The organism is Shewanella donghaensis (assembly GCF_007567505.1).
Classification (GTDB): domain Bacteria; phylum Pseudomonadota; class Gammaproteobacteria; order Enterobacterales; family Shewanellaceae; genus Shewanella; species Shewanella donghaensis.
Window position 1 is genome coordinate 260,817 of record NZ_CP041783.1, and the last position, 25,363, is coordinate 286,179.

A 25,363-nucleotide genomic window follows, 5' to 3' on the forward strand; every position below is an offset into this window, starting at 1 on the left:
ATATTGATATTAGGAAAGCAACTGTTAGTGATGCTAAAGGTGTCAGTGCATTGATAGTACCACTCACAGAAAAATACGTTCTCCCGACCTGCGAGACAAACGCTCATGTAGTTTTGTTATTTCCTGCGTCACTTATTCAAATTCACTATGTTTAGCCTGTTAATGAGGCAATAGAATACACGGATTGTTAGGAGTTATTTTGAAGCTTATTATTAATAATATAAAATGGATTATGCTGATATCAGGTTTACTGACTTGTTCAATGATTTTGGCTGTTTTTGCACCTGAAGCTGCTTTAATTAGCATGTTTGGTGAAGCTCTTACTGAACCAGTGGCTCAAGTTGTTGTTAGGAGTTGGGGTTTTCTTATTTTCTTAATGGGTGTGTTGCTGATTTATGGCGCTTTTAAGCCAATGTATCGTAATTTATCACTGGTTATCGTAGGTTTAAGTAAAATTGTATTTGTTTTATTAGTGCTTATTTTTGGTGCTCAGTATGTTGAAAAAGCAGCGGTAACATTAATACTGGATTCAATTTTTATTACGCTATTTGCTTTGTATTTAAGTAAGGTGAAAAGCGTGAGTTAACATACTCTCAAACGTCAGTTTATTCTGCATTTGGCTCGATGTGCTGACGCAATCCCCCCATACTGTGGCGAATCAGTTGCTCTTTTAATCCCGAATCTACAATAGAGTTAATGCTCGGAACTACTGGTAAAATAGCGCATACTGAGCCCATCAAATAAAAATAATATAACAATAAGAGCAAGCATGAATTCGATTAATCTCAGTGACCCTTTTTCCCTTTCAAATGGCCAAATTATAAAGAATCGTTTATTCAAATCGGCAATGAGTGAGCAGCTTGGTGATAAACAACATAACCCAACTAGGGGTTTAGTTAGGCTATATGATAGCTGGGCAAAGGGTGGCATTGGTTTATCCGTTACTGGTAATGTCATGGTGGATAGAAGTGCACTTGGCGAACCTAAAAATGTTGTTTTAGATGAAAAAAGTGACTTAGCGTTATTCAGTGAATGGACTGACGCTGGCAAGAAAAATGGCTCACAAATATGGGTGCAGCTTAATCATCCTGGTAAACAAATTCCTAAGTTTTTATGTGATGAGCCAGTAGCACCTTCAGCGATATCATTAGGCCGTGGATTAGAAAAAGGCTTTAATACGCCGCGAGCCCTGAATGAAACTGAAATACATGAAATCATTACTAAATTTGCCATTAGTGCCATGCTTTCAAAGCAAGCAGGTTTTACTGGGGTACAAATTCATGGCGCTCATGGTTATCTTGTTAGTCAATTTTTATCATCAAGACACAATCAACGAGAAGACAAATGGGGTGGCTCTTTAGATAATCGACTTCGATTTGTACTAGAGGTTTATCGTGCAATTCGTAAAGCGGTGGGTGATGATTTCCCTATTGGGATAAAGCTTAATAGCGCCGACTTTATGAAAGGTGGCTTCACGGAAGAAGAGTCGATGCAGGTCGTTGAAAAATTGAGTGATAACGGTATCGATTTAATTGAAATTTCTGGTGGTACTTACGAAAGTCCATCGATGATGGGCTCTAAAAATAAAACTGAGCCAGTGAAGGAAAGCACGATAAAACGTGAAGCCTATTTTATGGATTACATGGAAAAGGTCAGGAAACTGGTTAGCACTCCGCTGGTGGTTACGGGTGGATTTCGAACGGCGCCAGCAATGAATGAGGCCTTGAATACATCGGCCACTGACTTTATTGGTATTGCGCGCACTATGGCCGTCGACCCAGATTTTCCTAATAAATTGATTAAAAATCCAAACTATGGCATGTCGCTAACGGTGCCGACGACTGGTAAACCAGCACTTGATAAAATAGGGATGGTTGGACTGGTTTGGTATGAACACCAAATGTGGCGTATTGCAGCAGGTAAAAAAGCCGACCCTAACTTAAGCGCACTTGGCGTGGTATTTAAAACTATCTTAAGCGCAGGCCTTCATGCGTTTAAAAAGCGCAGGGCATAGTTGCTTATTCGTCTCTAGTAATTAATCTCAAGTAATGAGTCGTGGGTAGTTGTAAATAGTCATTAGCCACGAGCAAAACCCATAACTTAACAGAACTTTGATGAGTCAACGTTCTGTTATTTATGGGAACAGATATGATGTTAAATTATTCGCGAACTATCTGTTTTTAAATCTTCTCTAATAGACCTTTTTAAAAAGCGGCAACTACAAAAACATCTTCTAGCAAAAAAAATTGCAGAAAAATTGATTTCAACAAAAAATCCGCTAGTACAAAAAACACTACTCAATATAATCATTTACTTCACATTCTTTTTCAGTGGTTCTGTGAAATTTCAAGGCTCATTTTTATCGGTGTTTTTGTCCCCCATGTTTGCCAATATAAATGCAATAAGGTTTTAAGTTTCGTTAAGTCTTATTTCCTTTATATTAGTTTGTCATATATCAGTTAAAGCTGGAATGAGAGTTAAAAGTTGAACTAAAAACTAAGTTAAAGGTTGGAATTTAATTCATGGATATTGGTTTTTTATTTCATTTATATCGCGTTAAATAAGTGAAAATTAAATTCAATGAATACGTTGTATTAAGTTTGAATTAATAATCTATTGATAGGCGAACTCGGCTTTACTTAGTAAATAATGTGTCTCTTTGTATCGCTATTTATTTACGTGAGCTTAACCACAGTTTCACTTTATCTTTACTCCTAATGTTGCTGCTACCCACTAAGAGGTATTCAGGTTTTTGGAGATAACAATGAAAAATATAAACAAGTGCCGTGTTGCATTTGCAGTGATTGCAGCCATGGGTTTATCAGCTTGTAGTGATGGAGATGATGGTAAAGATGGCTTACCTGGTGACCCTGGAATTCCATGGGAGCCACCAGTTATTACAACCTCTGCAGTGGCTAAAGTATTAAGTTGGGAATATGGCAGTGGCGTTGTTAATGTTGAGTTTTCTGTAATCAATCAAGATGGGATTGCTGTAGAAGATTTAGATAGAGTTCAACTTTTCTCAACCATTAAAAATGATGCTGGTTTACTTGCTGACACCGTAGATGTGACTTATTTTGAAGGTGAAGATAGTTCAGCGGGTACCCTAAGTCATAATGGTGAAGGTATTTATTCTTTAGTGATGCCACAGGACTCAGCCACAGAATCTTCAATTGGTACAGGCTATATTCGCCCTGGTAACGGCAATAATGGCATGCCGCGTACTAAGCGAGTGATGTTCACTAAAACCGATCAATATGCACAAGTTACTACCACAGATGATGCTAAATGTGTTTCATGTCATGGGGCGTTTGAAGAAGCTACCGGTAATTCGGTTTGGGGCTGGCATCAACATCACCATGCACTTGATAATGAACAAGAAATTGTCATTGTTGAAGCTTGTATCGTTTGTCATACCCAAACAGAACAAAAAGATGGCGGCTGGGCAGAAAATACGATGGCGATGTTTGGCCATGGTAAATTAGCTGATGGAGAAGGTGGCAAGAATTATTCTGGTCACTCTGCTTTATGGAGCAACTACTCAATGGATATGAAGCGTTGTTCAACGTGTCATATGGACGATGTTGAGTTTACTGCGTCAATCAATGGCTGTGCTAGCTGTCATACAAACCTTCAAGATCCTGATCGTGAAGGTGCAAAAGTTGACCATTCGACCTTTACAGAAGGAAGTTGTATTAGTTGCCACAATATAGACGGTTTCTATTATGAGCATGAAAACGCTACAGATCGTGATGAAGCGCTAAGTCGTTACACTGTTGAGATTGTTTCAGTTCTTCGTAATGCGGACGATGACACTAAGATTGAAGTGACGGTTAAAGCCACTGATATCGATGGCAAGTATGTCGATTTAACGGTTGTTGCAGATTCAGAAGATACTCTGAATGGCTGGGCTACAGTGATGAAAAATGGTGAAGCGATGTTGCCTGGTCGTGATGAAGGTCATGTTGCTCGCGCAACAGGCGTTGTTGCTGGTGATAATGATGAATACATTTATACCATTGAACATGCACTGCCATATGTCGAAGGCGAAGTACTATTCGGCGGTATTGATGGCCGCGCTTATTACGATGATGGTGCTAAAAGAGCGCCAGTAACAGCGTCTAATATTAACGATGTTCGTCGCTCTAGTTCTGATGGCCTTAAATGTCTGACTTGTCATACCGAGGGGTTAGATGGACATGGCTCTGCTCGTGGCGGTCTAGATTTAGGTGGTGATGCGTGTGTTCAATGTCATAGCGCATACAACTGGGCACCAGGAAAAGGCAGTGAAGATTACGCCATGGCATGGGGACCACTTATCCATAACATGCATTTTGGTGTATACAATGAGGAACGTGAACTTGGCAATATGCCAACAACAGATAGAAATAAGCCTGTTGATTGTACTTCATGTCACACTGGCGAAATTAACCTTGATAATGTTGCGCCAGCTACCGTATTAAACGGTTTAGATGAGGCCAGCGTTTACGGTATTACGCCGATATCAGCTAACTGTGCATCTTGTCATAGTGGTGACTCTGCCAAAAACCATATGAGTCAACAAGGTGGCGATTTCAATGTTGCTATTACACCTGACAGCATGATGCATGCTGGTGAAGATGGTGCTGGTTATGCTGTGTTTGACCCTGCAGTAACCAACAGTGAATCATGTTCTGTATGTCATACCCCCGCTCGACTTGCAGAAGCACATCAGTTTTAAGTGATGTGTTATTTGATAAAATAATATCGTTTCATCCACGATAAACCGAGAAAAATGCCTGAAGCCATTCAGGCATTTTTTATTTATGTTTTATATTTCTATTTACATTAACTATCTAAATTAACTATCTAAATATTTCCACATTACTCATTATTTCGCCAAGGTATGTAAATAATGCATATTGATTAAGCCGCAGGTTACTTTGAGTTAAGTGATAGAAAAGCATCAGTAGCCACTGCATTTAATCAATGAAGCTTTATTTATTAATAATCCATAAGCTAACGTTAATTTATTAAAGGTAAAGTGCAAGGAAGTAAGTATATGAGAGGTTATTATGGAAAAGGATACTCGTTTATCAAATATTCATCGCTTTATTCACTGGGGACTCGCACTTTCAATGCTCGTCATGCTGACAACCATTTTATTGCGTTTAGGATGGATGGAAAAGCGCCATATGGCTGAAATTATTCAGCAAGGTTTGTTTAAAATTGATCTCTTGATTACAGATAAAAATGCAATAGTAATCGCGAAAAATATCCGTAACGTCATGTTTCAATGGCACCTTTATTTTGGTTATTCGGTTGCTGTATTTGTTTTGCTGCGGTTTATTTATATGGCTAAATACGGTTTGCAATATCCTTCAGCTTTTGATGCTAAAGCGAATATTCGTCAAAAATTTCAAGCTTGGGTTTATTGGCTTTTTTATCTCGGCATCACTTTATCGGTAGTTACTGGATTACTTATAGAATTTGGCCCAGCAGCTATTGAGCATCAAATGGAAACCGTTCATAAACTTGCTCTGTGGTATTTTATCCCTTTCATTAGTTTACATTTAGCGGGAATTATATTGGCAGAGTTTGGTCACGATAAAGGGGTCGTGTCGAGAATTATTAGTGGCTAGCGGGTCGCTATTTGGTTTACTAATTCAACTCAGGACAGAAACTGCCTGAGTTATTACATCTTCTTCAATTACCGCCTTGTCATTATTCTTCTTATTTTTGCTCCCTTACTTACTTCATATTACGGATCCTTTGCTAGCTTCATATCATTCGCACCGTTATTCGTTCCATCATGTTGATGCTGATTTAATCGCTTTATAAAACATTCCTTAAGCCTCCTTAATACAACCTTAAGATTGAAGATTTAGCTTGTTGTTATTAAATTATTGTTAAGTTTGAAATTAATGAAAATCACTATACGAACCTTAAGCAAGCAACTAGCAGAACATCAAATAAAGATACTTTGCTTAGTTGCTACATTGATTGTCAGTGGGCCGCTTTTAGCTGCCCCTTCACTTGAACATACCTTACTAACCCAAGAGGGCGTTGAAAGTAGCTTGCTAGAGTTTTCTGGCAAGGTGGTGTATGTGGACTTTTGGGCATCATGGTGCGGTCCATGTCGTAAATCATTTCCTTGGATGAACCAGATGCAAGCCAAATATCAACAACAAGGTTTTGAAGTTGTTGCGATAAACCTCGATTTAGATACCGCATTGGCTCATGAGTTTCTCACTAAAATCCCGGCTAAATTTAACTTAAGGTTTAATCCTGATGGAGATGTGGCCACAGCATTTGATTTACCCGGTATGCCCAGCAGTTACCTGTTTAATCGACAAGGTGAGTTAGTTCAGCGTCATGTGGGGTTTTATGAAAAACATACACCTGCTTATGAACAAGAAATACAACTGTTATTAAAGGAATAAGCCAATGAAAAAGTCGTACGTAAAGCAATACCTCACAGTATTAGCTGCTTTATCTGTCATGGGGAGTTTAGCGGGCTGCTCTAGTTTAGGTGTCGAACCATGGGAAAAAGATCAATTTGCCCGTGCTGATATGGCGCTAAATAACGAAAAATTAGATCTGGCATTGGATGACCATATTTATTTTAGTAAAGAAGGTACAAGTGGCGGACGCTCATTAGCTGGAGGAGGTTGCGGATGCAATTAACACCTAAACATAACATTGCTAGTGCATTAGCGATGGCAAGTTGTAGTCTTCTTTCTTATCAAGCTCTTGCAGAGGATCAAGCCCCTGTAAACGATGATTGGAATGTAGATGCTGCCATTATGTATTATGGCGAGCAGGATCGAGTACAAGCCGTTGAAGCTATTGGTAATGTTCAAAAGTCTTTTGGCGAAAGTTCGCTGCTAGATATGAAAATTGTTGTCGACAGTTTAACGGGCGCATCAGCCTCTGGCGCAGTTGCACAATCTGATAGTCAAACTTTTACCCGCCCATCAGGTAATGGAGAATATACGGTTGCAGTAGGTGAAACACCGCTTGATGATACTTTTCAAGATACTAGAGTGCAGCTAAGTGCTAACTGGCAAGAAATACTTAATCCGGATTGGACTGTAAACTTGGGTGTATATGGCTCGAATGAATATGATTACTTGTCGTTAGGCTTGAATGCAGGAATTGAGCGAAGTTTTAACAAGAACAATACGACGCTGGCATTATCTGGTGCTTATACTAATGATACTGTTGACCCTGTTGGTGGTCGTCCTATTGCGCTTTCAGAAATGGTATTTCGTGGTGATTATGATGGCGACGATGCTTACCAAGCTGCATTTGATGCAACCCGATTATTGGGTGATGACACTAAACAAACAGCAGATATGATGGTGGGGGTAACACAAATACTTAACCGTAATTGGTTAATGCAAGCCAACTATGGTTTTTCAAGTGTGTCTGGTTATATGACTGACCCTTATAAAATTCTTAGTATGGTCGATGGTAATGGTCAATCCCACGGTTATCGTTATGAGAACCGTCCAGATTCTCGTACTAAACACAGTGTTTATATATTAGCTAAAGGTGCGTTGGATGAAGGTGTTGTCGATTTTTCATATCGATATAATACTGATGACTGGGATATTCAAGCACATACTTTAGAAACCCATTATCGCTATTATTTTACCCCTAGCTTATATGGACAATTGCACCTGCGCTATTATCAGCAGCAGGCTGCTGAGTTTTATCAACCCTTCTTGAGAACAGATCAAGTGTTACCTGAATATGCTAGTGCAGATTATCGTATTGGGGATATGTCGGCTTATACTGTAGGGCTTAAGTTTGGTCATCGATTATCTGGTGGTCATGAGCTAAGTTACCGTATTGAGTATTATCAACAAAATCCTGAAAATAATGGCACAGAGATACCTGGTCAACTCAATAATCATGATTTATTTCCATCGGTAAAAGCAATCGTAGCTCAAATTAGTTATTCGTTTTAATATGAATAACACCTCAATAAATCGAGTGGTTTAACTTGCTAAATAAATTACCTAATACATTAAAAGCCCCAACAGCTGCGACCTTATCACGTCGCTCTTGGGGTTTTTTAGGCTCATTTACCGCTATGGCAAGTCCGTGTGAAGTATTGATGCAAATAGACGATGAGCATATTGCTATGCAAATGCTTAATATTGCCGTGGATGAAGCAAGGCGTATCGAACAGAAATACAGTCGTTTTTTGCAAGGTAATATTGTTTGGCAACTCAATAATGCTCAAGGAAAGGCAGTAAAAATCGATGTAGAAACGGCTCAATTACTGAAATTTTCCCAGCAATGTTATCAATTAAGTGGCGGCGCATTTGATATCAGTGCAGGGCCTTTGATGAATTTGTGGCGCTTTGATGGTAGCCATCAAGTGCCGAAGGCGAGTGCAATTAAATCTGCTTTAACGTTAGTAGATTTTAGTGCCATTGACTTTACTGATAGCAAATTGACCATGCCTGCAGCAATGAGTTTGGATTTTGGTGGTATAGGTAAAGAGTATGCGGTTGATAGTACGGCGCAACAACTGAGTCAGCGTTGGCCGAATATCTCTGTGATGGTCAATTTTGGTGGTGATATTGCTTGTCCAATCCTTAAAGAAGATGGTTGGCAAGTCGGTATTGAAAACCCGCAACAGCTGGATAATGCGGCTGCACAGTTAACCATTCGCCAAGGTGCATTAGCGACAAGTGGCACTACTCGTCGTTATTTCGAGGTTGATTCAGTACGTTATGGGCATATTATCAATCCACAAACAGGATACCCAGTAGAGAATGCACCGCTGTCAGTGACGGTACTCGGGCCCAATTGTATTACAGCAGGCATGCTATCAACGATGGCGATGTTAAAAGGAGCTGATTCTGAGGCTTTTCTGACTGCACAAAATGTTGATTTCAAGGTGTTTAGGTAATTTACGATTAATAGTTTTTGACTTGATAATTTAACAAGGAATAAGCGATGAGAGTGTTGTTAATTGAAGACAACCAGTTATTAGCTCAAGGGATAGAACTGAGTTTATCGAAAGAGGGGATTCAAGTCGATCATATATCCTCTTATAAGGAAGCGGTCGCTTCGTTAATTAACGAAGATTTTAGCGCCATCATTTTAGATTTGGGGCTACCTGACGGTAACGGTGAAGACTTATTAAAACAGTGGCGTCGCGAAGGTATTTCACTCCCAATAATCGTGCTTACTGCTAATACTGATTTTGATACGAGATTAAATTGTTTAGATATTGGCGCTGACGATTACCTGAGTAAACCTTTTGATGTCAGAGAGTTAGTTGCGAGGTTGCGCGCTATTGTTCGTCGCCAGCATGGTTTAGATAACAATCAATTTAGTTTTGGTGCCTTGACGATCGATTTCTCCTGCTGTGAAGTACACTTTCGAGAGCAGTTAATCAAACTTCCACGGCGTGAATACCAATTATTATTAGAATTTTCGCAATCTGCAGGACGAGTACTGACTCGCAGTCAACTTGAGCAATTAACTTATGGCTGGGATGAAGTGGGTAGTAATTCAATTGAAGTTCATATCCATCATTTACGAAAGAAGATGGCGCCAGAATTAATAAAAACCGTTAGAGGTATTGGCTATATTTTAACTGAAGTTCCGTAACTAATATTTTCAATAACCAATACTTTCAGTATTTATGATAAGGATATTATGTTTTCTTTACGTTTTTCTCTTAGTTTGCTCATGTTGCTGGGGATATTATTGACGGTGACATTGTCCAGCATACTTAGTACCCGAGATGCCATGTACGAAGTTGAAGAATTATTCGACGCTGAAATGGTACAAACTGCAAAATTACTTGAACTCTTCTATGTGAAGCAATTAACCACATCTAAATTGAATAACCTTGTTCAAAATCCCATTCGCTTTCATGTTAACGCATCAGAAATAGAAACCTTTGCAGAGAAGTCAGATGTTGAAACCCTTTCTTACGAACGAAAACTGTCATTTCAATTATTTTCGTCATTGGGAGAAATGTTAGCTTTCTCTGATAATAGTGGCGAGCAACCGTTAACAGACTTTACACAGGGATATATTTACAAATCCGTTGGTGAGCATATGTGGCATGTTTACAGCTTGTATTCAGCAAAGCAACAAGTCTGGATAATTACTGCCCAGCGCGATGATGTTCGCCAAGAACTCATTGATAAAATTAATGCTAACAGCTGGCGATCCCCCTTAATCATTGCCCCGATTATGCTGCTTATCATGTTGTTGGTGACCTATTATCTATTCAAACCCATCAAGTTATTAGAACGACACTTAACGTATCGCGATGCTCAAGATTTATCGCCAATAGAGATACATTTGCCAGCAGAGTTGACATCGATACAAGACTCACTTAACCGATATTTATCACGAATTGCCGATTTGATGCGTCGTGAACGGCGATTTAGTGCCGATGCCGCCCATGAATTAAAAACACCTTTAGCCATTATAAAACTTCATAGCGATGGTTTGGAGAGCGTCTTAAATAAGGTGGATGAAGAAATAAAAAGAAATGCATTACCTTACACTCAGGCTATGGGACAAGGGATTAACAGAATGAGCCATACAGTTGAACAATTGTTACTGCTATCAAGGGTTGATGCTATACAAGCAATTAATAAAACGGAGTGTGACTTACAATTACTCATTGAAAATGTCATTAATCAACTTGTACATATAGTGGCTGATTATGAGTGGAAATTAGATATTCCAAAAGGTTTTACAGTGAAAGCTGATGCTTTTTACCTTGAATTAGTGTTGAAGAATATTATTGAAAATGCTTGTAAATACAGTTCAAAAGAGTCTGTGATTAGTATTCGCAGTTACAAAAATCATAGCCTAGATTCGATTGAGATTATCGATCAAGGTATTGGTATGGATGATTCTGAAATAGCCTTAGCGCAGAATCGTTTTTATCGGGTGGACGAAGGAAGTTCCCAAGGCGCTGGATTGGGCTTGTCTATTTGCCGTCACATTATGTCGCTACATGAGGGAGAGTTAGAGATTAAACAAGCTGAACCTAAAGGCCTCAAAGTGAGCATTAATTTACCATCGTAAACAGGGGCTAACGACATTGTTTTAAGGATAATTTTATTTAGGTTTGTGGTGTTGGTTAGGTTTTTTATCAGGGCTGACTCAGATGATTTAATTGTTGTTTTCAGGGTTGGCCTAATAACATGTACTTCTGCGTATCTGCGTATCTGCGTATCTGCGTAGCCTAGTCGCTTCGCGAAAAAGGCTTTCCTTTGATGAAGAAGGTTTTTTAACTCTCTAAGGGGCTAAAGGCGTTTGTCACACATAGATAGCTGAAATGTCGATATTGCTTGAACCCTTAATAAAATCATCAATACTCACTCTACTTTTTACTGCCTGATGGAATTAGACCAGAACAGATATTAGGTGATAAGAGCATCATTAAATATTTCGTAAGTATCACCCTCAATAACTAACGTATTATCCATTTTTACGCTGAGCGAAGCATTAACCGCATTTGTTATTTCAAACCAGAAAAACATTAGACTGTTATCTATTCTGCAGCTAACACAGCGAAAAAATGTAGAGTGGTAAATACTAAATTGATAATTCGTTTCGAACGATTGCAGCCCCAGCACTTAACGCTTTTAGCTTGGCACTTGCTACTTGGCGAGGTAAGGGCGCCATGCCACAGTTAGTACACGGATAAAGGTTTTCAGCGTCGACAAATTCGAGTACTTTTCGCAAAGTATTAGCGACTTCCTCCGGCGTTTCAATGCTATGGGTTGCGACATCAATAGCGCCAACCATCACTTTTTTACCGCGAATGAGTTCAAGTAACTCTAATGGTACATGGGAGTTATGGCATTCTAGTGAGATAATATCGATACTCGATTTTTGCAGTTTAGGAAACGCTTTTTCATACTGTCTCCATTCTGAGCCCAAGGTGCTTTTCCAATCGGTATTAGCTTTGATGCCGTAGCCATAGCAAATATGGACCGCGGTTTCGCATTTAAGTCCTTCAATTGCTCTTTCTAAAGTCGCAATCCCCCAATCATTGACTTCATCAAAAAAGACATTAAATGCAGGCTCATCAAATTGAATAATATCAACACCCGCAGCCTCTAATTCTTTGGCTTCTTGATTGAGAATTTTGGCAAATTCCCAAGCTAATTTTTCACGACTTTTATAATGTTCATCATAAAGCGTATCTATCATGGTCATAGGGCCTGGTAGAGCCCACTTAATGGGTTGCTTGGTTTGCTGACGTAAAAACTTGGCGTCTTCTACAAATACAGACTGCTTGCGTGACACTGCACCCACAACGGTTGGCACACTTGCATCATAGCGGTCACGAATTTTAACGGTTTTACGCTTTTCAAAATCGACTCCACTAAGGTGCTCAATAAAGGTCGTGACAAAGTGTTGGCGAGTTTGCTCGCCGTCACTCACAATATCAATACCTGCTTGTTGTTGGTCGTGCAATGACACACGTAACGCATCTTGTTTTCCTGCAATTAATTCATCATCTTGTAGTTTCCAAGGTGACCAAAGCGTTTCTGGCTTAGCAAGCCAAGAAGGCTTAGGTAAACTGCCAGCAGTTGAAGTCGGTAATAATATTTTCATAATAAGTGATGCCGTATATTGGAGTTGAATATCTAAAATAAATAATAAAATTAGTGTTTAAACGTAATTAGCTGACCATTGCTCAAGTACTGTTTGGTATGGTTTGATGAAGTTTTCTTCAGTGAACTTTCCTTGCTCATTAGCCAATTTGCTGCGCTCTTCTCGGTCATAGACAATTTGAGTTAATGAATGATCCTGATTCTTCAAGTTTGGCTGATAGTGTGTACCTGCGGCGGCATTGGCATTATAAATCTCAGGTCGGTATATTTTTTGAAAAGTACCCATCGTGCTAATAGTGCTTATTAGTTCAAGATTGCTGTAGTCATTAAGCAAATCCCCAAAGAAATAAAAAGCCAAAGGCGCAACACTATTTGGCGGCATGAAATATCGCACCTGCAAGCCCATTTTTTTGAAATATTGTTCAGTTAAAGAAGATTCATTTGCCTGATATTCAACACCTAATACGGGATGGTTATTTTCAGACTGATGATAGGTTTTGTTATCTGAAACACTGAGACAAATAACAGGTAACTTGTTAAAGTTCTGCTTATAAATATCTGAACTGACAAAATATTTAAAGAGTTTCCCGTGCAGTTCGCCAAAGTTAGCTGGAATACTAAAGTTAGGTTGATTCTTATTATGATCGAGTAGTAACACGCTAAAGTCATAATCTCGTACATAAGATGAAAAGTTATTTCCTACAATACCTTCAATGCGATTATTGGTTTTATTATCAAGAATATGGGTCTTTAATATTTCAATCGATGGGAAGCTTTGGTCGCTTCCTTTTATATCCATATTAACCGAAATAATTTCAAGTTCTACAGAGTAACGATCGCCTTTTGGGTTATCCCAATGGGCTAAAGCATTAAAACTATTATCAATCATCTTTAAGGCATTACGTAGGTTCTCTTGGCGGTATTGTCCTCTCGCCAAGTTAGCAAAGTTGGTGGTGATACGCGTATTGTCTGAAGGTCGATAATTTTCATCAAGACACAGGCTTTTAATATTAAATGTAAAGTTATTATTCATGGTGTTCAGGTATCCAATGTTCAGGTATCAAGTGTTCTGATTTATCGTGTCAGTAGCATCCACTGTATTTAAAATGAGTGTTTATGCCTTCAGTAGGAATCAACTTTGATATTGCCTAGCGTTAATCGCTAAGCAATATTTATACTTGGATCTGAGCATGATGAAAATTGGTTTAATTTCACATTCAATGTGAGAAACATTCATGATTTATTATGTTTAAAACTTAAGTGCGAGTCAGTTATATTAATCAGCTTGATGAGGCCACGAGTTAATTTATTTTATGGTGTTCTCTAATGATATTAATAGGAAAACTGAATGAGTGATTGGCTGTTGTTGGTATTGTCTTGCGCATTATTAGGTGTTGGTGTTGGATTTTTAGCTGGACTGTTAGGCATTGGCGGTGGGTTAATTATCGTCCCAATACTGAGCAGTATTTTACTGCACTTTGAGATTTTACCCGCTGAGCAGGTGGTTATCGTTGCCATTGCAACTTCATTAGCGTCGATATTGTTTACCTCGACTTCTGCTGCTATCGCTCATCATAAAAATGGTAATGTACCTTGGGGGTTAGCCCCTTGGGTCATGACTGGTGTTGCACTTGGAGCGCTTATTAGCGGTTTTATGGCCGCGCTTTTACCTGATAAAATTGTGCGTTTAGTGTTTGCTGTAAGCGTAGTACTTATTGCATTAAAGATGCTTTATAGCAGCACAAAAAGTGATGTTTCTACACAAGATAAAATGCCCAATAAAGGTTTGTTAACCATTTTTACGACAATCATTGGTGGGTTGTCTGCCATGATTGGTATTGGTGGTGGGGCGTTGTTGGTGCCTTTGTTGACCTATTTTTCACTGGATATGAAAAAGGCCATCGGATGCGCTTCGGCTTGTGGCATTGTTATCGCATTATTTGGGTCGATAGGTTATATCAGTTCAGGGAGTGCTTACTTTTCATTAGAAGATGGATTTGCAGGATTTGTATATCTACCTGCTTTGTTGGGTATTGTTTGTACCTCCTGGTTTATGGCGCCCATAGGTGCTAAATCGACACAGCATTTACCGGTTTCAATCATCAAAAAGCTCTTTGCCGCGCTACTGTTGGTCATGGCTGCGAAAATGATGTTGAGTTAAAGGGAAGGCGACTGGTTTTTAGTATAGTAATCGCATGATTGTGCGTTTTCTGCTTTAGAAAACGTTGGTGATCTTGCCTTGTGTATTGTGGGAGAATTATGAGTGTACTTTATAATAAAATACCACCAGTGATTATAGTGTTAATCTTTTCTATGAGTGTCTGGGGAATATCATTATTTTCTGCTTTTGTTGTCACTAACCCATTTATTCTGGAGTTAATTGCGTTAACTATTTTTATACTGGGTTTATTGTTTGCTATTGCGGGCGTGGTTTCTTTCCGTCTAGCCCGAACTACCACCAATCCATTAAAACCAGAGTCAGCTTCAGCTCTGGTCAATACAGGTATATATGCTATTTCTCGCAATCCAATGTATGTGGGTTTTGCTTTTTTTCTGTTGTCTCAATCAGTTTATTTAGCATCCCCAATGTCAGTTATTGGTTTGGTAGGTTTCATACTGTATATGAATGAATTTCAAATAAAGCCTGAAGAAAAACATCTTGCTGAAATATTTGGCGCAGATTTCGCTGATTATAAACATAAAGTTCGACGATGGCTTTAATACCTAAAGGCTTTCAGTGAGACTCATAAATAATTTCCAAACAGCCAAAAAGCTAAGCTTTAACTTTTTGCAAAGTGACGTTCCACAGCTGCTTGGTAAGGGGCATCGATACCTGCATAAGCAGGGCCAAATGCAGCTAAGCCTTTTGCGGTGACAAATTCTTTAGGCGCTGGCAATACAACAATGGCGACATTAGTGCCATAGGTGACATTAGGGTTGGTAATAGGGGTGTTAGTATCCATATCCAGACAACAAATTAAGTCTGGAATAGTGACATCGACAATGCCATTTAGGCGACTGACTAAATTCTCGTTTTTTACTTCAATGTGGTATTTGTCATTACTATGCTGCCCAGTACCATCAATAAATATATCGCCGAGTGTGAAACCGTCTTGAGTTCTAAAGTTAAACCTTGCTACCGTTCCTCGAAAAGCCACATAACCGCCGCCATGACTGGCAATTTCTTCTGCGATATCTTGATTGTTTTCTTTGGCTTGGCGATAGGCTTTACCGATTTCAAGTGACTTTGAAATTGTGCCTTTAATTACGGCATCTTTAACTTGTTCAATTGGCATTGCATGATCAATGGCTGCGATATCATTACGGCTAATCATTGATAATGCTCTAATCACGTTTTCGGCGCGTAAATCGTCAATCACATTTTCACAGATAAAGCACTCGCCAAATTCATTGGCGGTGACAATTGGCGCTGCAGGAATATTGTTAAAATAGTAAGTCGAGTGAGTAATTTCAGGGACCGCTCTACCTGCCACGTCAGCATCGATAATATAGCCATTAGCCATAGCGGCAACATAGAATGAAATCGCTGTATTTGACCCGCCGAGTTCACAACAAATTGTGCCGTAAAACTCATCGCCAGTGTATTTTTCTAACCGTCTAAATGCGGTCATGATGGATGATGTACTGCTTTTAGGTAGACGTTTATATTGCTGTTCTTCTTCATCTGTCATTGGCGATAACGCCCCTAACATGTAAGGGGTACAAATCTTTTTTCCTTGAGGAACATCATCGACACTGACAAGTTGGAAGGTTTTACCTGCCGCGATAGCTTTATCAATATAATAAAAGCCTTCATCGAGTTCGCCACCGCCACCCGTGCCTAAAATTGCGCAGCCATGCAAGATATCGGATAGGTCGGTTCTTGTGAGTGTTTTCATTAATGACATCCCTGAGGGTGGTAAGCTTCAATAGTGATCATGTTAATCAAGCAGCGCAAAATATGTGTTCAATTTGCGCTGCACTACAAAACATTTGTATTTCATGCATTGATTAAGCAAACGATTTTTTTGCGATAAATTGCATTAATAAGTAATAGGTCGGCACCGTGACTAAAATGGCGTCGCAGACTTCAATGCTGGTTAAGGTTATCAAGCCGTTATTTGCTAATAGCGAAGTGCCTATGCCCACAGCCCATGCTATAACTGCGAGGTAATTAACCGATGCAACTCGGTGTAACTCGCTTAATTGGTAGATTTGTTGTTTACGGATGAGAAAAAAATCCACCACGTAAATTGCGGCTACAGGGGTAAATATGATCGATAGACTGAACAAGAAATCGGTAAAATTAGCCAGTAGATTAAATGAGGCGATAACGGTGCCTAACACACCGGCAATAACAATCACTTTCCACTCAGTCCATTTTACGTTGATGGCATTAAAACCAAGAGCTGCACTATATAAGTTCACCACATTGGTGACCCAACTGGACATGATGAGCAAGATAAATGCAGCGGTGCCAAGACCTAATGTCAGCATGACGGCTAAAATGTCACTTTGCTGAACGGCGATACCAGCCATTGCCGCGGCAATATAAACAAAGGTGTTGAGTATGAGAAACGGCAGAAAAGAGGCGATGACAGTGTCGTTAGTGTTTTTGGCAAACCGAGTAAAATCAGGCATTAATACCACACTGACAATAAAGCTACCTACAACGGCGGATACCGCTTCACCAAACGACAGTTCAATGGTGTCAAAGCTGGTGACTGTATCGGCTGGAATGACGTAGCCAACACTTTTATAAAGCATGTAAGCTACTAAAATAAACAGTACAGGCACAAATAAACTCGACACTTTCTCGATGAGTTTAAACCCCCAAATAGTGGTGAGAGTAATTAAAATACCTGCGCTAATTTCCAAACCCCACAGCGGAATATTGATTGAAAAGAGTTGTTGAAAAAGGGCTTGTGACACTTCACTGAATAAATTGATATTTACGCCATACCAACCAAGCAGCGATAAAACAAAAGCAAGACTAAGCAGGTTTGCGCCTTTACGGCCAAATACAAACTTCATGGTCATACAAGAGGTGAGACGATTGTGCATACCGACGATGCCAGTAACCGTTCCTAATATTGATAAAATGATGCCGCCAATAATGAACGCGTAAATACTTTGTTTAAGCCCTAATGCGCCGCCGAGCTCAAGTCCTGTAATGAGCCCTGGTACAGCAAATGCAAGCCCACCGTTAATCATACCAATTCGAACGCCGCCTACGGTTTTATCTGCCGGTACGGGTCGGGTTGCATAGTCATCAAAGAGTTCACTACTTGTAGGTAATGTTGTTTGATTTTGCTCAAATGCTTGTTGCTGAGTGTTATTTTTAGAGTGCAATGGCGGCATATGGTCTACTTGTAAAATCGGCCTCGACTATAATTTAATATAGCGAGAATTTAATATAGCGAGGCCTGAGTTAATTTAACGATAATGACGTTAGAAATTATATATCGCTTCAATACCGTAAGTACGTGGTTTATTTGGCATACGTGCCAAGTCAGTCACGCCATCACCGAAGAAGAAAATGTCTTCAATGGTGCGTTCATCAGTGAGGTTATTGACATATAACTGCACTGTCCAGTCATCAGATCGTAAGCCAACACCGGCATTAATCGAGGTGAAGGTAGATGAAGTCACTTCAGGGATTTCAATATCAAAGTATTGCGGCCCTTGAACTTGAATATCTGCTCGCGACACGATTGACCAATTTGAGTTAATCGGGAAGAAATGATTCGCAGACAAGCTGTAAGTATATTCAGGTACCCATACTTGCGATTGTCCTTCAAGTTCTGGTCTGTCTGCAAATTCTTTAATTTCTGAGTCAATCACGCCAGCATTAAAGCGTACATCGAGGTTTTCAGTGGCTGCCCAACCTAATTCTACTTCAGCGCCTTTGGTTGAAACATCATCAATGGCAAGGTTTTCAAGGGTAAAGGTGTCTACGTTAAACTGGGTTATTTGCGCATCTGATTGTGAAATCATGAAGATAGCGCCATTTAAGGTCACTTTGTTCGAGAATAAAGTGGTTTTAAAGCCTGCTTCATAGCTATCTGATACTTCTTGATTAAATACCCGGTTAATACCTTCAGCGGGTTCATTAAAACCACCACTTCTAAAGCCTTTTGAGTAGCCAGTATAAAGCAGCAGATCCTCATTCATTTGATACGCTAAGGTCACTTTTGGTTGCCATTGACTAAAGGTGTCTTCAGCAAAGGAATCAATAGGGTAGTTAGGATCATAAGACTCACGCGTATCGTTGTCGTAACGTAATGCGGCGGTGAGTTCGAGTTTATCGGTAATGTCGTAGTTGATTTGCCCTGCAAGCGCCCACGCTTTACTGCTGTTTTTGTCAGCGATGGTGAGATAAATCATCTCATCGGTAAAGTCATCACGATCCAGTGGCACATCACCTAAAAAGTCATCATAGAAGTTAATGGTGTTGTCACGTTCTTTATCTTGGTAAAACGCTGACACTGCCCATCTTAAACGTTGGTCACTTTGCGAGGTAAAGCGCGACTCAACAGTGAATGACTTAACATCAAATAGCCCTTCGGTGCCAAATGGCGCACGAAAGAAATCATCTTCGTCAATAAAGGTTGGGTCTGCAGAGTAATCGCCATCGTAAAAGTGTTGATTCTCTGAGCTGCTATAGGCTGTGATGAAGTTGAATGTACCTAAGTCATATTGCTGGGTTAATTTAGCACTTAGCTCATAAACATCACGCTGGTCGTTATTACGGATGTTTTGTGAGGTTTCAATATCAAAATCTTCAGCGGTTTCTTCAGTGACATTTTGATAATAAGCAAAGCCTGCATCGCTGGTGGTATAACGTCCACGAAGGTTTAATGTGGTGTCATCAAACAATTCAAATTCAAATTGGCCAAAAACCGAGTCTTCTGAAAAATAATCCGCTTCTTCATCTAGAAATACATTATCAATTAAGCCGTCAGAGTTTTTGGTGTAACCGCCAACACGAAAAAATGCACTGCTGTCATCATTAAGTGCACCAGATACTACGCCATTGAGGTTGTAGGTATTGCCGTTTCCGTAAGACCCTTTAATAGTGCCTTCAAGTTCATCGGTTGGTTTTTTTGTGGTGACAATCACGGCGCCGCCAATGGCGCCTTTACCATAAAGTGCACCCTGTGCACCGCGCATGACTTCAATGCGTTCAATGTCGACTAAGTCTTGGTTAATAAATTCTAAATCGGGTGCGGTTACGCCATCAACCACAAAGGCGAGGGGCGCATCACCCACTTGTGGCGTTATCAGACCACGTATGGTAATACGGGCAAGGCCAGGTCTAAAATTATCTAGCTGACTTAAATTGGGAGTTAAATCAGCAACATCTCTGAAACTTTCAATGCGTTGGTTTTGGATCATGTCCGCACTAAAAGCCGTTACTGAGTCTGGGACATTTTGTAATGTCTCAACACGGCCACGAGCACTAATCTCGATTCGTTCAATACCAGCATCGGCAACAATATCTTGTTGCGCAACATCTGCTGCATAAGCTGAACTAAACAGCGAAATACTCACTGCTGTTGCGAGGATTGATTTTGCGAAATAATGACGATTAGTGTTTATCATGTTTGTGCCCTCATAGGCTATTATGCATAAATATGTAGATATTGTGCATTAGTGCGATCCGTTATAACCATTGTGAGACTTTGGCAGAAAATAATATTTTGTAATGCTATTTAAATGCAGTAAAAATTTGTCGCTTTGGGATGAAACACGCTAAATTTTGCAAATTATTCATGGATAATTGAGTATAGGCAAGGTAGTTAGTAGATTATTTAGGGCTAGGTTTCTGAAAATGAAAAAGAAAGTAAAAATTGATAGTTACAACAAAAAAATATTGGCGACGCTTCATCTTGAAGGGGATCTGACTAATATCGAATTAGCTGAAAAAGTAAACCTTTCTCCTAGCGCCTGTTTTCAGCGAGTGAAGTCGTTAAAAGAAGCGGGCTATTTTAGAACTTTTCATGCTGATGTTAATCTTGAACAAATTTGTGAGCATGTTATGGCGTATGTGGAGTTCACCCTCAACGATAACACCGCGCCATCACGTCGACGTTTTGTGAGTGCGATACAAGATATTCCAGGGTTTATGGATTGTATGCAGCTTTCTGGTGACGTGGATTACTTGTCGTTAAGTTGTTTTCCAAATATCAAGAAATTGAATGAAACGTGTACTGAGCTTTCAGATAGACCAGAGCTGAGTATTAAGAATATTAAGACCCGTATTGTGATGGAAAGAAGTAAATGGTTTTTGGGTTATCCGCTATCAAGTTTGAAGTGGCTTGATGATAGTTCACAGGATTCTGAAATGGTGTCTGAGCAAAGTTAATAGCTATTCAGTGTTATTTGTTCTTTATGTAAAACAGTGGTGAGTCACAGGCTTTTATCTCGCCATATGGCTTTGTTCATAGATTTTATCATTTAAAATTGAATTAATTCTAAAGCCAACTCTGTACCCAAATTCAGCCTGAAGCTCATTCAGGCTATAGAGTTAACCTAAACGGTTACAGTAATCGATAATAAACTCATCTTAATACTCAATCATACTCTATGTCTCAACATGATGGAGCCAGATCGTGTTATGGTATCTAGCTTATCTTTTTTATCTTCCTCCTCGGTAATTAGACATTCTCATCTTATGCTAGATGCGTTTATCAAAAGCTTTAGCAGTTCTACATTTTCAATCAACTCTAACCGTTTGCTATAAAGCGTTGCTGTCAATAAGTGTTGCTTTCAATAAGTGCTACTGACAATACCGACGTAAATAGCTCATTGAGTTTGATGACATATATCTCTTCATTTATTCAAACGTTATCGACAGTATTTAGTTTACAAATATTGGATGTAATAGCGTTCTTCATATTCTAAAACTCTGTTTATCTTATAGCAGAGCAGACCCCATTCCATACTCTATTCATTAGAGTAATCGGCCTATTGGCGAAAGTGACAATTCGTGTATGCAGTCAAACAGATCCATTGATATAACAAGGAACGATGACATGAACACGTTAAAAGTAGGAGTCATAGGGACTTCGCGTAAAGTAGATGAAAGACGATTTCCAATCCATCCAGGACATTTACACCGCATTCCTGAAGCGCTTCGTAAACAGCTAATATTTGAACAAGGTTACGGCGAACCCTTTGGTATTTCAGATGAAGAAATTGCCGCATTAACTGGCGGAATAGCCACTCGCCATGAGTTACTGGCAGACATCGGTACCGTTATTATTGCTAAACCTGTATTAGAAGACTTACTAGAACTGCGTGAAGGAGGCACATTATGGGGATATGTGCATTGTGTTCAGCAGCAAGAAATCACTCAGGCAGCACTTGATAGAAAGCAAACGCTAATTGCTTTTGAAGATATGTTTATCTGGTCACCCAATGGTCAAGTAGGCCGCCACACATTCTATAAAAATAACGAAATGGCCGGTTACTGTGCTGTGTTGCATTCGCTGCAACTAAAAGGCATTGATGGTAATTATGGCGATCAACGTAAGACGATTATTTTTGGTTTTGGCGCAGTGAGCCGTGGTGCTATTTATGCGCTTAAAGCCCATGGATTTAAAGATATCACTATTTGTATCCAACGTCCTGAAGAGCAAGTTCGTGAAGAGGTACTTGATTGTGACTATGTGAGAATTCGCGCAGGTGAGCAGGGTGAAGCTCGGATGATGGTAGTCGAGCATGATGGTAGCAGCAGACCATTAGCAGAACTCATCAGTGAATCCGATATTATTGTTAACGGTACTTTTCAAAACACCGCTAAACCAACTAACTTTGTTATCGAATCTGAAGCTGACTGTCTAAAACCTCATAGTCTGATTATTGATGTGAGTTGTGATGAAGGTATGGGGTTCTTTTTTGCGAAACCGACTACATTTAAACAGCCGATGTTTAAGCATGAAACGGTTGATTATTATGCGGTAGATCATACGCCGACTTATCTTTGGGAAAGCGCAACTCGTTCAATTTCTGCAGCGCTTATTGTTTACTTACCAAATGTGTTAGCAGGCCGAGAAAGTTGGCAGCAAAATGAGACGATTCGAAGAGCAATTAACATTGATTCTGGTGTTATTTTGAATGAGGCTATTTTGTCTTTTCAACATCGTGAGTCAGAATCACCTTATGCCATCAAAGATGTTGAGCTAAATCTAGCTGTGTAATTTTAACGTATTTATTAGAGGCTTATTTCTCAAGGGAATTTGACTATAGCGCGAAGGGCTAGATTTTATATTAGCCCTGACCTGATAATGAAAAAGGTGAGTGTTAACCTAGTCATGTGACTTACATGGGCAGTATTATTTTAATAATAGTTGTTAATTGCTCGTTTCCCTTTCTAGCTAATTAAGCAATAAATAAAATTAACCCAAGACTATTGGGCTAAAAACACCGATAATTCCCCTCATTAGATATGCTCGCCAATTTACAGCGCACGACTCTGGAACTATTCAATGGAAATCAAAGTTAATTTTCTCGACAACTTAAGACTTGAAGCAAAGTTTGACGACTTTACTGTCACAGCCGATCAGCCGATTCGTTATAAAGGTGATGGATCAGCGCCAAGTCCGTTTGATTATTTCTTAGCATCGTCAGCGCTTTGTGCGGCTTACTTTATCAAGGTGTATTGTAAAGCGCGTGATATCCCCACTGACAATATCAAGCTGTCGCAAAACAACATTGTTGACCCTGAAGATCGTTACAACCAAATTTTTCAGATTCAAGTTGAATTGCCAGATGATATTTCTGATAAAGACAGAACCGGTATCTTACGTTCTATCGACCGTTGTACAGTTAAAAAAGTGGTGCAAACGGGGCCAGAATTTAAAATTGAAACCGTTGCTGATTTAGCCGCGGATGCCAATGCCATGCTAATGGGTCAACCTGAAGGCGATGCAAGTACTTATATCATTGGTAAAGATTTACCGCTTGAAGAAACCATTACTAACATGACTGCAATGCTAGCAGAACTTGGAATGAAGATTGAAATATCTTCATGGCGCAATATCGTGCCGAATGTGTGGTCATTACACATTCGTGATGCAGCATCACCAGCCTGTTTTACTAACGGTAAAGGCGCGACCAAAGAAAGTGCGCTTTGCTCTGCTTTAGGTGAGTTCATTGAACGCTTGAACTGTAACTTCTTTTATAACGACCAATTCTTTGGCGAAGAGATAGCTAACAGCGAGTTTGTGCATTACCCCAATGAAAAATGGTTTGAGTTAGAAGAAGATGACTCACTGCCATCAGGCATTTTAGATGAATACTGTTTAGAGATTTATAATCCAGATGGTGAGTTAGGTGGTTCAAACCTGATTGATACTAATTCTGGTAACTTTGAGCGTGGTATTTGTACCATTCCTTACACTCGTCACTCAGATGGTGAAGTGGTACATATCCCATCTAACTTAATTGAGAACCTATTTTTAAGTAACGGCATGAGCGCGGGTAATAACCTGGCTGAAGCCAAAGTGCAGTGTTTATCTGAAATCTTTGAGCGCGCGGTTAAACGCCAAATCATCGAGCAAGAAATTGTCCTGCCTGATGTGCCAATGACGGTACTTGAAAAGTACCCAAGCATTTTAGCGGGTATTAAAGGCCTAGAAGAGCAGGGGTTCCCTGTTGTGGTTAAAGACGCCTCACTTGGAGGTCAATTCCCAGTAATGTGTGTCACCTTGATGAACCCTAAAACAGGTGGTGTGTTTGCTTCATTTGGCGCCCATCCTAGCCTTGAAGTGGCGCTTGAGCGTAGCCTTACTGAATTATTACAAGGTCGAAGCTTTGAAGGCTTGAACGATGTGCCTAAGCCAACGTTCAACAGCATGACAGTAACAGAGCCTGAAAACTTTGTTGAACACTTTATTGACTCTACAGGGGTTATCTCGTGGCGTTTCTTCAGTAGCAATCATGATTATGATTTCTGCGAATGGGACTTCTCTGGTACGACGGAAGAAGAAACTGAAAGTCTGTTTGGCATATTAGCCGATATTGGCAAAGAAGCTTATATTGCGGAGTTTGATCAATTAGGCGCTGCGGTTTGTCGTATCTTGGTACCTGATTACTCAGAAGTGTATCCTGTTGAAGATCTTATTTGGGACAACACCAATAAAGCACTGGATTATCGTGAAGAGATTTTAAACCTGCATGTGTTAACGCAAGAGCAGTTAACTGATTTAGTTGAGCGTTTAGAAGAAAGCCAACTGGATAACCAAACTGACATTCCAACCTTGATTGGTATTGTATTTGATGAAAATACCCCTTGGGGCCAGCTAACCATTATCGAGCTTAAAATCTTAATCTACCTTGCAATCGGTAGACTGGAAGATGCAATGGATTATGTGGCTGAGTTCTTACAATACAACGACAACACTGTTGAGCGTGGTTTGTTCTATCAAGCGGTGAATGCCGTATTAGAAGTGACCTTGGATGATGATTTAGCGCTTGAGCACTTTATCAATAACTTCAACCGTATGTTTGGTGAAGATCTGATGAAAAACGTTGTCGGCACCGTGTCGGGTGAAGTGAAGTTCTTTGGTTTAACGCAAACCAGCATGAACCTTGAAGGTATCGAGCCGCATTTAAGATTGATTGAAAGCTATAAAAAGCTACATCAAGCACGCGCTAATGCTGCTAAATAGTGTAAAGCACAATTGATAAACCTGTTTTAAAGCCCATCAAATGATGGGCTTTTTTGTTTTTGTTTATCACTATCACTAGCACTAACT

Annotated in this window: 20 protein-coding genes; 15 read left to right on the plus strand and 5 right to left on the minus strand. The window is 39.7% G+C overall.

Annotated features, from left to right (window positions below; all coding sequences use genetic code 11):
* Window positions 1–199: 199 nt before the first annotated feature.
* From FPK91_RS01080 to FPK91_RS01125, 10 genes are all read left to right on the plus strand, one after another.
* On the plus strand, window positions 200–586 hold the full coding sequence (locus FPK91_RS01080; RefSeq protein WP_144206859.1) for a hypothetical protein: 387 nt from the start codon (window positions 200–202) through the stop codon (window positions 584–586).
* 183 nt (window positions 587–769) lie between these two features.
* On the plus strand, window positions 770–2,014 hold the full coding sequence (locus FPK91_RS01085) for an NADH:flavin oxidoreductase/NADH oxidase family protein (RefSeq protein WP_144206861.1): 1,245 nt from the start codon (window positions 770–772) through the stop codon (window positions 2,012–2,014).
* 750 nt (window positions 2,015–2,764) lie between these two features.
* Window positions 2,765–4,720 (plus strand): multiheme c-type cytochrome, encoded by a 1,956-nt coding sequence (locus FPK91_RS01090; RefSeq protein WP_144206863.1) that lies wholly within the window; start codon window positions 2,765–2,767, stop codon window positions 4,718–4,720.
* Between the two features lie 334 nt (window positions 4,721–5,054).
* Window positions 5,055–5,621: a cytochrome b/b6 domain-containing protein gene (locus FPK91_RS01095; protein ID WP_144206865.1), complete on the plus strand. Its 567-nt coding sequence runs from the start codon at window positions 5,055–5,057 to the stop codon at window positions 5,619–5,621.
* Between the two features lie 282 nt (window positions 5,622–5,903).
* On the plus strand, window positions 5,904–6,422 hold the full coding sequence (locus FPK91_RS01100) for a TlpA family protein disulfide reductase (protein ID WP_144206867.1): 519 nt from the start codon (window positions 5,904–5,906) through the stop codon (window positions 6,420–6,422).
* 58 nt (window positions 6,423–6,480) lie between these two features.
* Window positions 6,481–6,666, plus strand: coding sequence for a DUF4266 domain-containing protein (locus FPK91_RS01105; RefSeq protein ID WP_144214057.1), 186 nt, complete (start codon window positions 6,481–6,483; stop codon window positions 6,664–6,666).
* Entirely contained in the window at window positions 6,657–7,955 is a 1,299-nt protein-coding gene (locus tag FPK91_RS01110; protein WP_144206869.1) for a DUF3570 domain-containing protein, read from the plus strand. The genes FPK91_RS01105 and FPK91_RS01110 overlap by 10 nt, the downstream gene beginning before the upstream one ends.
* A 125-nt stretch (window positions 7,956–8,080) precedes the next feature.
* Complete coding sequence (locus FPK91_RS01115) at window positions 8,081–8,908, plus strand: FAD:protein FMN transferase (RefSeq protein ID WP_144214059.1); 828 nt, start codon at window positions 8,081–8,083, stop codon at window positions 8,906–8,908.
* Between the two features lie 47 nt (window positions 8,909–8,955).
* A complete protein-coding gene (locus FPK91_RS01120) occupies window positions 8,956–9,615 on the plus strand; it encodes a response regulator (RefSeq protein ID WP_144206871.1) in 660 nt (219 codons plus the stop codon).
* 48 nt (window positions 9,616–9,663) lie between these two features.
* Entirely contained in the window at window positions 9,664–11,058 is a 1,395-nt protein-coding gene (locus FPK91_RS01125) for an ATP-binding protein (protein ID WP_144206873.1), read from the plus strand.
* A 513-nt stretch (window positions 11,059–11,571) separates the two neighbouring features.
* Here FPK91_RS01125 and FPK91_RS01130 read toward each other — a convergent pair.
* Both FPK91_RS01130 and FPK91_RS01135 read right to left on the minus strand, forming a co-directional pair.
* Window positions 11,572–12,600 carry a methionine synthase gene (locus FPK91_RS01130; RefSeq protein WP_144206876.1) on the minus strand — a complete coding sequence of 343 codons (1,029 nt, stop codon included), beginning with the start codon at window positions 12,598–12,600 and terminating at the stop codon, window positions 11,572–11,574.
* A 57-nt stretch (window positions 12,601–12,657) separates the two neighbouring features.
* Window positions 12,658–13,632: a DUF1852 domain-containing protein gene (locus tag FPK91_RS01135; protein ID WP_144206878.1), complete on the minus strand. Its 975-nt coding sequence runs from the start codon at window positions 13,630–13,632 to the stop codon at window positions 12,658–12,660.
* 315 nt (window positions 13,633–13,947) lie between these two features.
* Between FPK91_RS01135 and FPK91_RS01140 the strand changes: the two genes are divergently transcribed.
* Window positions 13,948–14,760, plus strand: a complete 813-nt coding sequence (locus FPK91_RS01140) for a sulfite exporter TauE/SafE family protein (protein WP_144206880.1) — start codon at window positions 13,948–13,950, stop codon at window positions 14,758–14,760.
* 98 nt (window positions 14,761–14,858) lie between these two features.
* The gene (locus tag FPK91_RS01145; RefSeq protein ID WP_144206882.1) at window positions 14,859–15,320 is read left to right on the plus strand and encodes a methyltransferase family protein; all 462 of its coding nucleotides are present in this window, start codon (window positions 14,859–14,861) and stop codon (window positions 15,318–15,320) included.
* Between the two features lie 59 nt (window positions 15,321–15,379).
* Here the strand turns inward: FPK91_RS01145 and FPK91_RS01150 are convergent, their stop codons facing one another.
* The 3 genes from FPK91_RS01150 to FPK91_RS01160 all read right to left on the minus strand — a co-directional run bounded on the left by FPK91_RS01150 (window position 15,380) and on the right by FPK91_RS01160 (window position 20,204).
* The gene (locus tag FPK91_RS01150; protein ID WP_144206884.1) at window positions 15,380–16,498 is read right to left on the minus strand and encodes a DUF917 domain-containing protein; all 1,119 of its coding nucleotides are present in this window, start codon (window positions 16,496–16,498) and stop codon (window positions 15,380–15,382) included.
* A gap of 112 nt (window positions 16,499–16,610) precedes the next feature.
* Window positions 16,611–17,960, minus strand: coding sequence for a cytosine permease (locus FPK91_RS01155; RefSeq protein ID WP_144206886.1), 1,350 nt, complete (start codon window positions 17,958–17,960; stop codon window positions 16,611–16,613).
* A gap of 90 nt (window positions 17,961–18,050) precedes the next feature.
* Window positions 18,051–20,204: a TonB-dependent receptor gene (locus FPK91_RS01160; RefSeq protein WP_144206888.1), complete on the minus strand. Its 2,154-nt coding sequence runs from the start codon at window positions 20,202–20,204 to the stop codon at window positions 18,051–18,053.
* Between the two features lie 229 nt (window positions 20,205–20,433).
* Between FPK91_RS01160 and FPK91_RS01165 the strand changes: the two genes are divergently transcribed.
* From FPK91_RS01165 to FPK91_RS01175, 3 genes are all read left to right on the plus strand, one after another.
* Window positions 20,434–20,967 (plus strand): Lrp/AsnC family transcriptional regulator, encoded by a 534-nt coding sequence (locus FPK91_RS01165; protein WP_144206890.1) that lies wholly within the window; start codon window positions 20,434–20,436, stop codon window positions 20,965–20,967.
* A gap of 670 nt (window positions 20,968–21,637) precedes the next feature.
* On the plus strand, window positions 21,638–22,804 hold the full coding sequence (locus FPK91_RS01170) for a N(5)-(carboxyethyl)ornithine synthase (RefSeq protein ID WP_144206892.1): 1,167 nt from the start codon (window positions 21,638–21,640) through the stop codon (window positions 22,802–22,804).
* A gap of 288 nt (window positions 22,805–23,092) precedes the next feature.
* On the plus strand, window positions 23,093–25,276 hold the full coding sequence (locus FPK91_RS01175; protein WP_144206894.1) for an OsmC domain/YcaO domain-containing protein: 2,184 nt from the start codon (window positions 23,093–23,095) through the stop codon (window positions 25,274–25,276).
* The last annotated feature ends 87 nt before the right edge of the window (window positions 25,277–25,363 follow it).